Raw genomic sequence first — 13,785 nt, forward strand, 5'->3', positions numbered from 1 at the left:
GCACAGCTTAAGGATGCCGGCCACGCAGCCCCAATTCTTCCCGATGCAGACGCCTGACCTGAACGACGCGCGGGCCCTGCTGTCGCGCGTCTGGGGTCACGCCGATTTCCGGGGGCTGCAGGGTCAGGTGGTCGAACAGATCCTGTCCGGCGGCGATGTGCTGGCCGTCCTGCCGACCGGCGGCGGAAAGAGCGTCTGTTATCAGATCCCCGCCATACTGCGGCCCGGCCTGGGGCTGGTGGTCTCGCCCCTGATCGCCCTGATGACCGATCAGGTCGAGGCGCTGAAACAGCAGGGCGTGGCGGCGGCCCGGCTGGATTCGGGGGTGTCGCTGGACGAGCGTTCGGCCATTTGGGCGGCCGCGCGGTCCGGTGAACTGGACCTGCTGTACGTCTCGCCGGAAGGTCTGGCGGCGGGGGCCATGATGGATCGCCTGGCCGAACTGCCGCTGAGCCTGATCGCCATCGACGAAGCCCACTGCGTGTCTCAGTGGGGCCACGACTTCCGCCCCGACTATCGCAATCTGGGCCTGCTGGCCGAGCGGTTCCCGAACACGCCCCGCATCGCGGTGACGGCGACCGCCGACGCCCGCACCCGCGACGACATCCTTCGCTCGCTGCGGCTGGAGGAGGCGCAGGTCTTCGTCGACAGTTTCGCGCGTCCGAACCTGCAGCTTTCGGCCGAACGCAAGGAGAGCGCGTCGCGCGCCAAGACCGATGCGCGGGTCATCGAACTTGTACGCGAGCGGCGCGGCAAGTCGGGCGTGGTCTATTGCGGCAGCCGCGACGGCTGCGACCGCGTGGCCCAGGCGCTGCGTGACGCCGGAACCAAGGCCATCGCCTATCACGCCGGCATGGAAACGCGCGAACGCGACAGGCGGCTGGAGCGGTTTTTAGCCGAGGAGGGCGCCGTTATGGTCGCCACCATCGCCTTCGGCATGGGGGTGGACAAGGCCGACGTCCGCTTCGTCATCCACGCCGATCCGCCCGGTTCGCTGGAGGCCTATTGGCAGGAGATCGGGCGGGGCGGGCGCGACGGCGAACCGGCCGAGGGCATCACCCTGTATGGCCCGTCCGACATCGCCTGGTCGCTGCGTCGGCTGGACAGCCGCCCGATGGCGGAAGAGGTCAAACAGGTTCAGGTGCGCAAGACCCGCCAGCTGTTCGCCATGCTGGACGGCGCCGTCTGTCGGGCCCAGGCCGTGCGGCGATACTTCGGCGAGCATGACGCCCAGCCCTGCGGCGTCTGCGACATCTGCGGCGACCCGCCCCAGCTTTATGACGCGACCGTCCCGGCCCAGAAGGCCCTGGCGGCGGTGCAGCGGCTGGGCGGTCGGTTCGGGCGCAACCGGGTGGTCGATCACCTGACCGCCCGCACCAAGGACGTGCAGCCCTGGGAGCAGCAGCTGTCCACCTGGGGCATCGGGCGCGACATCTCCCTGACCTCATGGCGCGAGATCGTCGACCATCTGCTGTTCGAAGGTCTGCTGGCCGAGGATCCCAATGATGGCAAGCCTCTGGTCGGGCTGGGCGATCCCGAGGCGGTGCGCGCCGTCTATCGGGGCGAACGTCAGATCGAGGTGCGTCGCGCGCCGTTGAGAGCCGATACGGCGCCGCGCCGTCGCGACCGTTCCGGCGAGGGGCGCAATGCGGCGCTGGAGACGATGGACGCCGACGTGCGCGCCCGGTTCGAGGCCCTGCGCGCCTGGCGCCGCGACCGCGCCTCGGAGCAGCATGTCCCGCCCTATGTCATCTTCCAGGACAAGACCCTGCTGGAGATCGCTTATGCAGAGCCGGGCGACCTGAACAGTCTGGGCGCCATTTCCGGCGTCGGCCAGTCGAAACTGGACCGCTACGGCAAGGGCGTGCTGCAGGCGCTGAACGCTCTGTAGCGACAGTCTCTCGTCGTCGTTCCGTGGGCGGAATCACGACTGTCGTGGTCGGGTCAGACGGCCGGTTTCGGCGGGGCGGTGATGACTTCGACGTTGTCGTTCAGCAGATAGGATAGTTCCGACAGGGCGACCGCGCGGTCCGCCGGGGTGGCGGCGGCCTGCACCGCCAGAACCTTGCGGGGCATGTCCTCGGAAATGCCGCGCAGGATGCATTTCAGGTCGCCGTCGGTGCCGCGCTCCTTGAGGATCAGGTGGCCCTGCATATCCAGCGCAGCCAGTTGGTCCGTTTGCGCTTTGAAGCCGGTGAAGGCCTGGCTGGTGAAGAAGGCGGCGTCGTCGGCGGACTTGGCGGCGGCCCAGCCGTCCACCACGGCCTTCAGGCTGGTCGAGCGCGAGATGATGTCGGCGAACAGCGGCTCGCCCGCCACAGAGATCGGCGCGCCGGGAACCGCCGCCGGCTGTTCGGCGGCCAGGGCGACGGCAGGATTGGACATCGCCAGGGCGATCGTGAGAGCAAGGCCGCAGGACATTGAGGTGACTTCCTGTTTCAGCGTCCGCTGGGACGTTGAACCTGAATACGCCCCAGCCGTAAACGAGTGTTTACCCTGTCATTCCCGATGGAGACGACGATGACCCGCGACGCCGCCTGGACCGCCTTCGACCAAGCCGCCGCCGAGGCCGCCTCTGCGCGGATCGTGGATCAGTTCGCCGCCGATCCCGACCGGTTGGGGCGGATGTCGGTCGAGGCGGCGGGGCTTTATGTCGATCTGTCCAAGCAGAGCTGGACCCGCGCGGCGTTCGAAGCCTGTCTGGACCTGGCGCGCGCCAGCGACGTCGAGGGGCGGCGCGCGGCCCTGTTCGCCGGAGAGGCCGTCAACCTGACCGAGGGGCGGGCCGTGCTTCACCCGGCGTTGCGCGCCGCGCCCGGCGCCGGCTTCAAGGCCCTGGGCGAGCCGGTCTCGGCCGAGGTGGATGCGGTGCGGGCGGACATGAGGGCCTATGCCGAGGCTGTGCGGTCGGGCGCCGAGGGGGGCGCGACGGGAAGAAGGTTCGAGGCCATCGTCCATGTCGGCATCGGCGGATCGGACCTGGGGCCGCGCGTGGTATGGGATGCGCTGCGTCCGCTGGACCCGGCCATCGACCTGCGGTTCGTGGCCAATATCGACCCGCGCGACATGGCCGAGGCCCTGACCGGCCTGGACCCCGAGACGACCCTGGTCGTGGTGGTGTCCAAGACCTTCACGACGCAAGAGACCCTGGCCAACGCCGAGGCGGCCAAGACCTGGCTGGCCGCTTCCCTGCCTTCTGAAGGCATGACGAAACACTTCATCGGGGTGACGGCGGCGCCGGATCGGGCGGCGGCCTTCGGCTGCGGCCGCACCTTCGCCTTCCGCGACTGGGTCGGAGGGCGCTATTCGCTGTGGTCGGCGGTCAGCCTGTCGTGCGCCATCGCCCTGGGCTGGGACGTGTTCGAACAGATGCTGGCCGGCGCCGCCGAGATGGACGATCATTTCGTCAAGGCGCCGCCGGAGCGGAACGCGCCGATCCTCCTGGCCCTGGCCCAGGTGTTCAACGTCGATGGGTTGAACCGCCCGGCGCGCACGGTCGCGCCCTATGCCCATGCGCTTCGCCGCCTGCCGTCCTTCCTGCAACAGCTGGAGATGGAATCGAACGGCAAGCGGGTGCACCGGGACGGAAGCCCCGTCACGCGCCAGACCTGCCCGGTGGTGTTCGGCGAACCCGGCACCAACGGTCAGCACGCCTTCTTCCAGCAGATCCATCAGGGGCCGGACGTCGTGCCGGCCGAGTTCGTGATCGTAGCCCGCACCCATGAGGACGCGCCGGAATCGCCGCTCTGGTCCAACGCCCTGGCGCAAGGGCAGGCCCTGATGCTGGGCAAGACGACCGAGGCGGCCAGGGCCGAAGGGCTGGCCCAGGGCTTGTCGGAGGAGGAGGCCGCGCGCCTGGCGCCCCACCGCACCTTCACCGGAAACCGCCCCTCGACGGCCATCGTCATGGACCGGCTGACGCCCGATACGCTGGGCGCCCTGCTGGCCCTCTATGAGCACAAGACCTTCGTCGAGGGCGTGATCTGGGACATCAACAGCTTCGACCAGTGGGGCGTCGAACTGGGCAAGGTGCTGGCCAAGGCCATCTTGAAGGACGTTGATGCGGGCGGTCCGTCCGCCGATCTGGACCCGTCCACGGCGGCCTTGATGACGCGTTTGATGGGCTGATGCGAAAAAGGCCCGACCGGGCGGTCGGGCCTTCAGCTCGATTTGACGATCGCTTACCAGCGACGGTCGTAGCGATAGTCGCGGCGGTCGTCCCGACGATAATCGCGACGGTCGTAACGCGAGTCGTAGCGGCGGCCGTCGTAGCGGTAGTCATAGCCCGAGCGGTTGCGGTCGATGCCGTGTTCACGCTCCCAGTGACCCTGGTTCCGGTAGCACTGGCCGCCGCGATAGTATTCGCAGCTGGAGCCTCGGTTCGAGGCCACAGCCCCCACCGCCGCGCCAGCCAGTGCGCCGCCCGCGATATAGTTGCCGTCGCCGTTGCCGTAGATGGCGCCGGCCAGGCCGCCCACCGCCGCGCCGATCAGGGCGTTGCGGCCGGTGTTGTCGCGATCCCGCGACTGGGCCGAGGCGGGAGCCGCCATCAGGGTCATGGCCACGACCGGGGCGGCGACGACGGCGGTGATCTTCAGCAGCTTGGACATTTTGGTCTCCTTTCGCTTGCCGATCTGCGTTCCGGGGCGGGAAGGCATCCAGCGTTGGATGGTTTGTACCGCTCCCAAATTGAACGACCCTGTAGGTCGGCATTCATTTTCGGTTCATTTGTCACAGACAATTCGCGCGACGAACGGGCGGCACCGCTTGACGGTCGCACCACCTCTGCCTAACTCCCGCTCGCGTTAGCACTCTCGCTGGTCGGCTGCCAAAACGGCGATGGCGAGAGCGCCGCAAACCGTTTCAGAACGCCCCGATCCGGGGGTTTTAAGGGAGAAGTCCGATGGCGTTCCGTCCGCTCGGCGACCGCGTGCTGGTCAAGCGCGTTGAAGAAGAATCCAAGACCAAGGGTGGGATCATCATCCCCGACACCGCCAAGGAAAAGCCGCAGGAAGGCGAAGTCGTCTCCGTCGGCCCCGGCGCCCGCGACGACAAGGGCGTGGTCAATGCTCTTGAGCTGAAGGCCGGCGACCGCATCCTGTTCGGCAAGTGGTCGGGCACGGAAGTGAAGATCGACGGCGAAGACCTGATCATCATGAAGGAATCCGACGTTCTGGGCGTGCTGTCCTAAGCACCCGCGTCGACGACCTTCTTCAATAAAATCTAGATAGGAGCAGCCCGCATGGCCGCTAAAATCGTACAGTTCAACACCGACGCCCGCGACAAGATGCTCAAGGGCGTCAACGTCCTGGCTAACGCCGTCAAGGTGACCCTGGGTCCCAAGGGCCGCAACGTCGTGATCCAGAAGTCCTTCGGCGCCCCGCGCTCGACCAAGGACGGCGTGTCGGTCGCCAAAGAGATCGAGCTGGAAGACGCCTTCGAGAACATGGGCGCCCAGATGATCCGCGAAGTCGCCTCGAAGACGAACGACAAGGCGGGCGACGGCACCACCACCGCAACCGTTCTGGCTCAAGCCATCGTGCAAGAGGGCCTGAAGGCCGTCGCCGCCGGCATGAACCCGATGGACCTGAAGCGCGGCATCGACAAGGCTGTCGGCCTGGTCCTGCAAGAGATCAAGGACAAGTCCAAGCCGGTCTCGAACAACTCGGAAATCGCGCAAGTCGGCACCATCTCGGCCAACGGCGATAGCGAAATCGGCGAGCTGATCGCCCAGGCCATGGCCAAGGTCGGCAACGAAGGCGTCATCACCGTCGAAGAAGCCAAGACCGCCGACACCACCGTCGACGTCGTCGAAGGCATGCAGTTCGACCGCGGCTACCTGTCGCCCTACTTCATCACCAACGCCGACAAGATGGAGGTTCAACTCGAAGAGCCGCTCATCCTGCTGTTCGAGAAGAAGCTGACCTCGCTGCAGGCCATGCTGCCGATCCTTGAAGCCGTGGTGCAGTCGGGCCGTCCGCTGCTGATCATCGCCGAGGACATCGAAGGCGAAGCCCTGGCGACCCTGGTCGTCAACAAGCTGCGCGGCGGCCTGCGCGTCGCCGCCGTCAAGGCTCCGGGCTTCGGCGACCGCCGCAAGGCCATGCTGGAAGACATCGCCATCCTGACGGGCGGCCAGGTCATCTCGGAAGACCTGGGCATCAAGCTGGAGAGCGTCACGCTCGACATGCTCGGCAAGGCCAAGAAGGTCTCGATCACCAAGGAAGACACCACCATCGTCGAAGGCGTTGGCGGCAAGGAAGAGATCGAAGCCCGCGTGGCCCAGATCAAGCGCCAGATCGAAGACACCACGTCCGACTACGACAAGGAAAAGCTGCAGGAACGTCTGGCCAAGCTGGCCGGCGGCGTCGCGGTTCTGCGCGTCGGCGGTTCGACCGAAGTCGAAGTCAAGGAAAAGAAGGATCGCGTCGACGACGCCCTGAACGCCACGCGCGCCGCGGCTGACGAAGGCATCGTTCCCGGCGGCGGCATCGCGCTGCTGAAGGCGTCGAAGATCCTGGCCGAGGTCAAGGGCGACAACGCCGACCAGAACGCCGGCATCGCCATCATCCGTCGCGCCCTGCAGGCTCCGATCCGTCAGATCTCGGAAAACGCGGGCGTCGAAGGTTCGATCGTCGTCGGCAAGGTGCTGGAGAACGATCAGGCGTCGTTCGGCTTCAACGCCCAGACCGAAGAATACGGCGACCTGGTGCAGATGGGCGTCATCGACCCGGCCAAGGTTGTCCGCACGGCTCTGCAAGACGCCGCTTCGGTCGCCGGCATTCTGATCACGACGGAAGCCGCTGTCGCCGACGCCCCCAAGAAGTCGGGCGGCGCTGCGGCTCCCGACATGGGCGGCATGGGCGGCATGGGCGGCATGGACTTCTAAGTCCGAGCTGACCACTGCTGAACTGCAGAAGGGCGGGGCCGCAAGGCTCCGCCCTTTTCTGTTTGCGCCCCTCTCTGTGAATGGGAGGGACACAACCATTGGATACATATTGTCACCCAGTGTGTCCCGGCCGCGCTTGCGGATTGGGGCGGCAATCGGGCAAGGCGTCTGGATATGGATCCGTCCCTGTCGAACGTCCTGTCTAGCGCCGAGGTGCAGGCCTTCGCCTCGGGCTTTCCGGTCATGGTGGTGCACCTGATCGTGACCCTGCTGCTGCTGGCGGCGGGGGCGTCGGTCTATGCGATGCTGACGCCGTGGAAGGAGGTGGCGCTGATCCGTCAGGGCAATACGGCGGCGGCCATCGCCTTTGCGGGCATATTGGTGGGCCTGGCCGTGCCGCTGGCGGTGTCGCTGGCGGTGTCGACCTCGGTGCGCGACATCGCCATCTGGGGCGTGGCGACGGTGGTGCTGCAGCTTCTGGCTTTCCGGGTCGTGGACCTGTTGCTGACCGGCCTGCCCGAACGGATCCGGCACGGAGAGATTTCGGCGGCGGTGGTGCTGCTGGGCGCCAAGCTGGCGACGGCGGTGATCCTGTCCGCCGCCCTGACCGGCTGATCGGCCGGCCGACGATCATGCAGTTTCCGCGCCTGCCGGACTGGGCCATCTACGGGGCGGTGGCGGCCGTCTTCCTGGCCGTGTCGCTGGGCCGGCGCGAGAACGCCGATGCCCCGCCCGCGCCCGCGGCGACGGACGTCGAGGAGGGACCGCTTCTGGGGCCGATCACGCCGTTCGACACGGCCGTGACCATCGAGGCGGGCGAGACGCCGTTCCAGCCGTCGTCCGGCACCGCCTTCTCCATCGCCGGGCGCGGACGCTGGATAACCGCGCGCCATGTGGTCGAGGGCTGTCGCAAGCCGGCGCTGGTGGTCGGGCCGGGGCGGGCGGTGGCGGCGGATGTGCGCCTGGCGCCGCGCGCGGACGTGGCGTTGCTGATCACCGACGGGGGACCGGCGGCCCTGCCCGTGGCGGTGCGCGATCCGCTGAGAAAGGGTCAGAGGGCCTTCCACCCCGGCTTTCCTCAGGGGCGGCCGGGCGAGGTGACGTCGCGCCTGCTGGGCCGCGAGACGCTGAAGGTGTTCGGGCGCGGCGCGCGCGAGGAGCCGGTGCTGGCCTGGGCCGAGGTGGGGCGCACCGATGGACTGGAGGGGACGCTGTCGGGCCTGTCGGGGGCGCCGGCGCTGGATTCCCAAGGGCGCGTCGTGGGGGTGACCATCGCCGAGGCGCCGCGTCGGGGCCGGATCTATACGACCGCGCCCGAAACCTTCGGTCGCGCCATCCGGGGCGAACAGACCCTGGCGGAGGCGGCGCGCGGACCGGCGGTGACGACCGAGGACTATGGTCAGGTGTCGAACGCCCTGCGGCGCGACCTGCGCGTGGCCCAGGTGGTTTGCCTGGCGGTATAGATGGTGAAATTGCACTCGGCGAAAACAGTGCAACGCCGTGCAATTCGGCCTTAGTCGTTGAGACTAAAGCTTAAAATGCCGGGTCGAAATTGCACCGTGCAATTCGGTCGCGTTTGAAAGGGAAAGTCGGTCTCGGAAAAAAACAGTCCAACGAGTCCAAGTCGGCGCATCGCGATGTCAAAGACCACGGGCCATCATAACCCCGTTTCGGACGGGGTATGGTCGAATGACGCTGCTGGCGGGCAAGCCTTTGAAAAGGCGAGGCGGCGGGGGGCGGATTGCGATGGTTGGCGAATAGACGGCGCCTCGCCCTCCCCGACAGGGGTAGGGGGCGAGTGAAGCGCGGTCGGGTGGGGAGGGCAGGTGGACGCCTCGCCGTCCTGTATTGCAACCGGGAAGGTGCGGCCTTGCCGGGCCGCCCCCGCCCGTTCGTTTTACGATCACCCTCCCCAAAGGGGGAGGGAGATCTGTTTGCTTCTGGCGCCCCTTACTTCAACGCGCCGGTGTTCAGGTTCAGGGCGCCGGCCTCGATGACTTCCAGGTTCGGGTGTTTGGCCCGCAGGGCGTCCAGGAATTTGGAGCCGTCGCCGACGATGACCAGGCTGGCGCGATTGGCCGGCAGGTGTTCGGCGAAGGCGGCCTGGACCTGATCCGGGGTGACGGCGCGAACCCGGCCGGCGTAGTCGGCCAGATCGCTCATCGGCAGGTCGTAGAGGGCCAGGTTGGCGACCAGGGTCCCCAGGCCGTCCACCGTCTCCAGCGAGCGGCCGAAGCCGCCGATCAGGGTGGCGCGGCGCGGGGCCAGGTCGGCCGGGGTCGGGGTCTCGGTTCCCAGCTTGGCGATTTCGGCCAGGATCAGGTCGGCGACCTCGTCGGCGGTCTCGTTCTTGGTCTGGGTCGAGGCGGTGAAGACGCCCGCATCGGCCCGCGCGCCCAGCGACGAGGAGGCGCCGTAGGACAGGCCGCGCTTGATGCGGATTTCCTGGTTCAGCCGCGACGAGAAGCCGCCGCCCAGCAGGCTGTTGCCCAGGGTCAGGGGGAAGAAGTCCGCATCGGTGCGGGCGACGCCGCGAACGGCGGCGACCACGGCGGCCTGGCCGGCGCCGGGCTGATCCACCACGACGATGCGCGGCGCAAGCGGCTGGCCGGCCGGATCGGCGGCGGCGGCCGGGGCGGCCCCGCTGGGGCGCCAGTCGCCGAACGCCTGCTGGGCCAGGGCGCGGGCGGCGTCAGGCGTGATGTCGCCCGAGAAGACCAGGGTCGCGTCCGACGGGCGATAGCGAGCCGCGTGGAAGGCGGCGACGTCGGCGGGCGTGATGGTCGGCACCGTCTGGGGCGTGCCCGATCCCGGCGCCCCATAGGGGGCGTCGCCATAGATGACGCGGCCCACGGTCATGCCGGCGATGGCGGCCGGCTGGCTGAGGGCGACGCGCAGGCCGTCCAGCGTCTGGGCCTGCTGGCGCTCCAGCTCTTCGCCGGCGAAGGCGGGGTTCTTCACCAGGTCGGCCATAAGGGCGACGGTCGCGGGGAAGGCGTTCGACGGCGCATTGGCGTAGACGTTCGAGAAGTCCACGCCGGCCGAGGCGCCGACAGCCGCGCCCAGCTGTTCGATCTGGGTGGCGATCTGGGGCGCCGTCTTGGTCTTGGTGCCCTGGGTCAGCAGGGAGGCGGTCAGGGCGGCGACCCCGGCCTTGCCCGCCGGGTCGTCGGACGACCCGGCCTTGAAGCCGAGGCGGGCCGAGACCAGCGGCAGGCCGTCGGTCGGGGCGACCAGGACGCGCAGGCCGTTGGACAGGCGGAAGTCGGCCACGGCCGGGGTGGTGGGCGCAACCTCGGGTCCCGGCTGGGGCAGGCGGGCGCGCTCGGCCTCGGGCAGCAGGACGGCGGGCTCGCCGGCGGGGGCCAGGTCGGCGACCTTGACCGGCGCATCCACGTTCATCTTCTGGACCGAGGCCGGGTTCTTGTCGTCGGCGGCCAGGAAGGTGATCGTCGACTGGCGTTGCGGCGTCAGATATTTGCGGGCGACGCGCTGGATGTCGGCGGCGGTGACGGCCTGGATCTGGGCCACCTCCTGGTCGGCGGCCTCGGCCGATCCGGTGTTGATCAGCGAGAAGCCCAGCGCTGTGGCGCGGTCGTCCACCGTTTCGCGGCTGCGCAGGGTGTTGGCGACGATCTCGTTCTTGGCCTCGGCCAGCTCCTCGGCGGTGACGGGGGCGTCCCGCAGCTTGGCGATTTCTTCGTTCAGGGCGGCGACGCCTTCCTCGGCCGTGTGGCCCTGGGCCATGATCGCCAGGGCCGACAGATTGCCGGCTTGCTGGGCGAAGTCGGGGGTGGAGCCGATCTGGGCCGCGATCTGCTTGTCATAGACCAGCGAGCGATAAAGACGGCTGGATTCGCCGGTCGAGAGCACGCCGTCCAGAACGGTCAGGGCCGCGCGGTCGGCGTCGGCGTATTTGACGGTCGGCCAGGCGATGACGGCGGCCGGCAGCGGCACGTTCGGCGCATAATAGGTCACGTTGCGCGGCGCGGTTGGCTCGGGCTCGACCACATGGTTGGCCGGGATCGGCGTGGTCGGGTTCTTCAGCGGGGTGAAATACTGGTCGACCCAGCGGTCCAGCTGGGCCTGGTCGAAGTTGCCCGCCACGATCAGATAGGCGTTGTCCGGCCGATAATAGGTGGCGTGGAAGCGGCGAACGTCGTCCAGCGACGAGGCCTCCAGCTCCTCGATCGAGCCTATGCCGGGACGGCGATAGGGGCTGTCCTGATAGATGGTCTCCGGCACGAACAGGCCGAACAGCCGGCCATAGGGATTGGCCAGGATGCGCTGGCGATATTCCTCCTTCACCACGTCGCGCTCGGCGACGAAGGTTGGTTCGTCCACGACCAGCGAGCCCATGCGCTCGGCCTCGGCGAATAGCATCCGCTCCAGATGGTTGGCGGGCACGGTCTCGAAATAGGCGGTGGTGTCGTCGGCGGTGAAGGCGTTGTTGGAGCCGCCCACGTCCTCGGTCAGCCGGTCGAAGGTCTCGGGCGGCAGGTTCTTGGTGGACTTGAACATCAGGTGTTCGAACAGGTGAGCGAAGCCCGAACGGCCAGCCGGATCGTCCTTGGAGCCGACCTTGTACCAGACCTGGACCGTCACGTTGGAGGTGTCGGCGTCGCGCGCCGTATAGACCTCTAGCCCATTGGGCAGCACGCGCTTGGTGAAGCCCAGCGGGGGCACGGTCACGCCCTGCGGCGCCTGCATCGTCGCTGGGGCGAGGGCGGGGGCGGTCTCGGCCAAGGCGGGGGCTGCGAGGCCGAGAAGGAGGGCCGAGGCGGCGGCCCCGGCTTTGAGCGTGGCGGTCAGGCGGAATTTCATGGGGGGCTCCGAAGCCCGGAACGCCGGGCGCGCCGACCCTACCAGCGATTGGCCGTCTTGCACCTTACTGAGATGTAATGAAGCAGCCTGCCCGATCAGTCGGGGAAGACCCGCACGCCGATCTCGCCGGCGGGGGTCAGCCAGGCGTGCTTCATGCCCTGGCTGTTGAAGGGGGCGGCGATGTTTCCAGCGGCGTCCAGGGCGATCATGCCGCCGTCGCCGCCCATGCCGCCGATCTGGTCGATCACGGCCTGGGTCGCGTCGGCCAGGGTCTGGCCGGCGGCGACGCGCCAGGCCGCCTGGGCGGCGGCGGCGACGCGGATGAAATACTCGCCCTGGCCCGTGCAGGAGGCGGCGGCCCGGTCGTCAGCCCAGGTTCCGGCGGCGGGGATCGGCGTGTCGCCCACGCGGCCCGGCATCTTCCCGAAGACGCCAGCGGTGGAGGTGGCGGCGGCGAGACGGCCCTGGCTGTCCAGCACGCAGGCGCCGACCGTGCCGTGGCTGAGGGTTCCGGGCGGATGATTGTCCTCGCCCTTGCCGGCGCCGGTGAACCAGCCGGCCTCGTCGGCGATCATCTCCAGCCCCTGCTCGTGGGCGAACAGGGCCGCCCCTTCGCCCGCCAGCATGACGTGAGGGGTCTTGTCCATCACCGCGCGGGCGGCGACGACCGGGTTGCGGAAGCCCTGAAGCGCGGCGACCGATCCGGCGCGGCGCGTCGATCCGTCCATGATGCTGGCGTCCAGCTCATAGGCCCCGGCCAGGTTGGGCGAGGCGCCCTTGCCGGCGACATAGAGGCCCGAATCCTCCAGCATGACCACGGCGGCCGTGGCGACGTCCAGGGCGCTGTCGCCCGCGTCCAGCCGGACCTTCATGGCCTCGACCACTTCGCGCATATGCACGACCTCGGCGTCGTAGTTGCGTTCGCGCCGGGCGCCGGCGCCGCCGTGGAGGATGAGGGCGGTCATGGGGGCTTTCTGATCCTGCTTTCGTCGCCTCTTTCAATCGGGCGTGGCGCTGTTTAGCGTCGCGATGAAGGCCGCGCCATGTCGGCCAAGGAGGAAAGATGCGCGCTGTTCTGTCCAAGACGCCTGGCGGTCCCGAAACCCTGGTCGTGGAGGAGGTGCTGGATCCCACGCCCAAGCCCGGCGAGGTCGTCATCGAGGTCAAGGCGGTGGGGATCAACTTCCCGGACACCCTGATCATCGCGGACAAATACCAGTTCCGGCCCGAACGCCCCTTCTCGCCGGGCGGCGAGGTGGCGGGCGTGATCGAGGCGGTGGGCGAGGGCGTCAAGGGCGTGCGCAAGGGCGACCGCGTCATCGCCGTGCCGGGCTGGGGCGGCCTGGTCGAACGGCTGGCGGTGCGGGCCGGGACGGTCGTCCCCATCCCCGAGGCCATGAGCTTCGAAGAGGCGGCGGCCCTGATCATGACCTATGGCACCAGCTATTACGCGCTGAAGGACCGGGCGCAGCTGAAGGCCGGCGAGACGCTTCTGGTGCTGGGCGCGGCCGGGGGCGTGGGCGCCGCCGCCGTGGAACTGGGCAAGGCGATGGGCGCGCGGGTTGTCGCGGCGGCCTCGACCAACGACAAGGTGCAGTTCGCCCTGGACCTGGGGGCCGACAACGGCCTGATCTATCCGTCGGGACCGATGGACAAGGCGGCGCAGAAGGAGTTGTCGGGCGAGTTCAAGCTGGCCGCCGGCCGCGACGGGGCCGACGTGGTCTATGACGCGGTGGGGGGCGACTACGCCGATCCGGCGCTCAGGGCCATGGACTGGAACGGGCGCTATCTGGTGGTCGGCTTCCCGGCGGGCATTCCGTCCCTGCCGCTGAACCTGACGCTGCTGAAGTCAGTGTCGGTGATCGGGGTCTTCTGGGGCGCGGCCGTCGCGCGCGATCCCAAGGGCCACGCCGCCAACATGGCCGAACTGATGCAGATGTACGCCGATGGCAAGATCAAGCCGCACGTGTCCAAGACCTATCCGCTGGAAAAGGCCGGCGAGGCGATCCAGGCGCTCGGCGACCGCAAGGCCATGGGCAAGATCGTGGTGACGGTGGAGAGCTGACAGGCGA

Annotated in this window: 11 protein-coding genes; 7 read left to right on the forward strand and 4 right to left on the reverse strand. The window is 68.5% G+C overall.

What is annotated here, in order from left to right; genetic code table 11:
• Positions 1-13: 13 nt before the first annotated feature.
• A complete protein-coding gene (recQ, locus tag KZX42_RS13665) occupies positions 14-1,891 on the forward strand; it encodes a DNA helicase RecQ (RefSeq protein ID WP_248120112.1) in 1,878 nt (625 codons plus the stop codon).
• 53 nt (positions 1,892-1,944) lie between these two features.
• On the opposite strand, the gene KZX42_RS13670 is transcribed toward recQ, so the two are convergent.
• The gene (locus KZX42_RS13670) at positions 1,945-2,421 is read right to left on the reverse strand and encodes a hypothetical protein (RefSeq protein WP_248120114.1); all 477 of its coding nucleotides are present in this window, start codon (positions 2,419-2,421) and stop codon (positions 1,945-1,947) included.
• A 99-nt stretch (positions 2,422-2,520) separates the two neighbouring features.
• Between KZX42_RS13670 and pgi the strand changes: the two genes are divergently transcribed.
• On the forward strand, positions 2,521-4,128 hold the full coding sequence (pgi, locus tag KZX42_RS13675) for a glucose-6-phosphate isomerase (RefSeq protein ID WP_248120116.1): 1,608 nt from the start codon (positions 2,521-2,523) through the stop codon (positions 4,126-4,128).
• A gap of 53 nt (positions 4,129-4,181) precedes the next feature.
• Here the strand turns inward: pgi and KZX42_RS13680 are convergent, their stop codons facing one another.
• Entirely contained in the window at positions 4,182-4,610 is a 429-nt protein-coding gene (locus KZX42_RS13680; RefSeq protein ID WP_248120118.1) for a hypothetical protein, read from the reverse strand.
• 293 nt (positions 4,611-4,903) lie between these two features.
• Here KZX42_RS13680 and KZX42_RS13685 point away from each other — a divergent pair, with 293 nt between their 5' ends.
• From KZX42_RS13685 to KZX42_RS13700, 4 genes are all read left to right on the forward strand, one after another.
• The gene (locus tag KZX42_RS13685; RefSeq protein WP_122466564.1) at positions 4,904-5,191 is read left to right on the forward strand and encodes a co-chaperone GroES; all 288 of its coding nucleotides are present in this window, start codon (positions 4,904-4,906) and stop codon (positions 5,189-5,191) included.
• A 51-nt stretch (positions 5,192-5,242) separates the two neighbouring features.
• Positions 5,243-6,889, forward strand: a complete 1,647-nt coding sequence (groL, locus tag KZX42_RS13690; RefSeq protein WP_248120126.1) for a chaperonin GroEL — start codon at positions 5,243-5,245, stop codon at positions 6,887-6,889.
• A 174-nt stretch (positions 6,890-7,063) separates the two neighbouring features.
• A complete protein-coding gene (locus KZX42_RS13695) occupies positions 7,064-7,504 on the forward strand; it encodes a DUF350 domain-containing protein (RefSeq protein ID WP_248120128.1) in 441 nt (146 codons plus the stop codon).
• A gap of 17 nt (positions 7,505-7,521) precedes the next feature.
• Positions 7,522-8,352, forward strand: a complete 831-nt coding sequence (locus KZX42_RS13700) for a serine protease (protein WP_248120130.1) — start codon at positions 7,522-7,524, stop codon at positions 8,350-8,352.
• A 487-nt stretch (positions 8,353-8,839) separates the two neighbouring features.
• Here the strand turns inward: KZX42_RS13700 and KZX42_RS13705 are convergent, their stop codons facing one another.
• Positions 8,840-11,713 (reverse strand): pitrilysin family protein, encoded by a 2,874-nt coding sequence (locus KZX42_RS13705; RefSeq protein WP_248120132.1) that lies wholly within the window; start codon positions 11,711-11,713, stop codon positions 8,840-8,842.
• A gap of 95 nt (positions 11,714-11,808) precedes the next feature.
• Entirely contained in the window at positions 11,809-12,678 is an 870-nt protein-coding gene (locus KZX42_RS13710; protein ID WP_248120134.1) for an isoaspartyl peptidase/L-asparaginase, read from the reverse strand.
• A gap of 98 nt (positions 12,679-12,776) precedes the next feature.
• On the opposite strand from KZX42_RS13710, the gene KZX42_RS13715 reads away from it, so the two are divergent.
• Positions 12,777-13,778 carry an NADPH:quinone oxidoreductase family protein gene (locus KZX42_RS13715; protein WP_248120136.1) on the forward strand — a complete coding sequence of 334 codons (1,002 nt, stop codon included), beginning with the start codon at positions 12,777-12,779 and terminating at the stop codon, positions 13,776-13,778.
• Positions 13,779-13,785: the final 7 nt, after the last annotated feature.

The organism is Brevundimonas sp. EYE_349, assembly GCF_023147505.1.
Lineage (GTDB): Bacteria > Pseudomonadota > Alphaproteobacteria > Caulobacterales > Caulobacteraceae > Brevundimonas.

Coding starts and splice junctions, on each gene's coding strand:
- recQ (WP_248120112.1), top strand. CDS start 14: ATGCCGGCCACGCAGCCCCAATTCTTCCCGATGCAGACGCCTGACCTG.
- KZX42_RS13670 (WP_248120114.1), bottom strand. CDS start 2,421: ATGTCCTGCGGCCTTGCTCTCACGATCGCCCTGGCGATGTCCAATCCT.
- pgi (WP_248120116.1), top strand. CDS start 2,521: ATGACCCGCGACGCCGCCTGGACCGCCTTCGACCAAGCCGCCGCCGAG.
- KZX42_RS13680 (WP_248120118.1), bottom strand. CDS start 4,610: ATGTCCAAGCTGCTGAAGATCACCGCCGTCGTCGCCGCCCCGGTCGTG.
- KZX42_RS13685 (WP_122466564.1), top strand. CDS start 4,904: ATGGCGTTCCGTCCGCTCGGCGACCGCGTGCTGGTCAAGCGCGTTGAA.
- groL (WP_248120126.1), top strand. CDS start 5,243: ATGGCCGCTAAAATCGTACAGTTCAACACCGACGCCCGCGACAAGATG.
- KZX42_RS13695 (WP_248120128.1), top strand. CDS start 7,064: ATGGATCCGTCCCTGTCGAACGTCCTGTCTAGCGCCGAGGTGCAGGCC.
- KZX42_RS13700 (WP_248120130.1), top strand. CDS start 7,522: ATGCAGTTTCCGCGCCTGCCGGACTGGGCCATCTACGGGGCGGTGGCG.
- KZX42_RS13705 (WP_248120132.1), bottom strand. CDS start 11,713: ATGAAATTCCGCCTGACCGCCACGCTCAAAGCCGGGGCCGCCGCCTCG.
- KZX42_RS13710 (WP_248120134.1), bottom strand. CDS start 12,678: ATGACCGCCCTCATCCTCCACGGCGGCGCCGGCGCCCGGCGCGAACGC.
- KZX42_RS13715 (WP_248120136.1), top strand. CDS start 12,777: ATGCGCGCTGTTCTGTCCAAGACGCCTGGCGGTCCCGAAACCCTGGTC.